This is a genomic window from Seonamhaeicola marinus (assembly GCF_008085455.1).
The window spans coordinates 1-1,256 of record NZ_VSDQ01000323.1 but is presented as its reverse complement, the minus strand read 5'-3'; the positions used below and the strand labels follow the sequence as shown (position 1 = coordinate 1,256).

General features: G+C 35.7%; 1 protein-coding gene. It reads right to left on the bottom strand.

The annotated features are described in order from the left end of the window. A partial coding sequence (locus tag FUA24_RS04190; protein ID WP_246146949.1) for a lysine--tRNA ligase occupies positions 1 to 1,075 on the bottom strand: 1,075 nt, incomplete at its 3' end. Positions 1,076 to 1,256 lie beyond the last annotated feature (181 nt).

The following is a 1,256-nucleotide window of genomic DNA, read 5'->3' as shown; positions in this document are numbered from 1 at the left end:
CCATTGTAGCATCAACTTCAATACCCATATCAATGGCAGCTTTTCTTATATCATCTTTGGTTTTACCAGTAATATCAAAGCCAGTAAATTCTTTAATAGAATCGGCCATGGTAACTCGTGCATAAGGAGCTTTAAAGTCAACCTCATGTTTACCAAAAGTAGCTTTAGTAGTGCCATTTACAGCCATAGCACAGTGCTCTAAAAGGCGTTCACAAAAGTCCATCATCCAATTGTAGTCTTTGTATGAAACATAAATTTCCATAGCCGTAAACTCTGGGTTGTGAGTTCTGTCCATGCCTTCATTTCTAAAATTTTTAGAAAACTCATAAACACCATCAAAACCACCAACAATAAGTCTTTTTAAGTAAAGCTCATTGGCAATACGCATGTATAAAGGTACATCTAGTGCATTATGGTGTGTAATAAAAGGTCTTGCGGCGGCACCACCCGGAATTGGTTGTAAAACAGGTGTTTCAACTTCAAAATAACCAGCATCGTTAAAAAACTGGCGCATAGCGTTAAATAGCTTTGTACGTTTAACAAACACGTTTTTAACATGTGGGTTAACAACCAAATCTGCATAACGTTGGCGGTAACGCTGCTCAGGGTCTGTAAAAGCATCAAACACAACGCCGTCTTTTTCTTTTGGTAGCGGTAATGGTTTTAAAGCCTTACTAAGTAATTTAAAATCTTTAACACGTACACTTTTTTCGCCAACTTTAGTGGTAAATAAATCACCTTCAATACCAATAAAATCACCAAAATCTAAAAGTTTTTTAAAAATTTCGTTGTATTTAGTTTTGTCTTCACCAGTACAAATTTCATCTCTGTTAAAGTATACTTGTATTTTGCCTTCTGCATCCTGTAATTGCGCAAAACTAGCTTTACCTTGCACTTTAACCATCATTAAACGTCCAGCAATGGTAACATCTTTACCTTCTTCAAACTGTTCTTTAATTTGTTTTGATGTATGGCTTACAGGATATAAATCTGCAGGGTACGGATTAATACCCAATGCACGTAATTTTTTTAATTTTTCTCTTCTAACTAGCTCTTGTTCTGATAATTGCGACATAATCTAAAAACTGTGTGTAAATTTAAGTGCACAAAGATAATCATTTGATTTACAGTTTACCATTTTTTTTTGGGCGTTACCCCGCTTAAGGCGCGGTCGGGCTTTACGCGCTACACGGTAGCTTGCTGCAATCCCTAACGCAAACAGAAATTTTTTAAACATTGCATAATTGTATGTAACA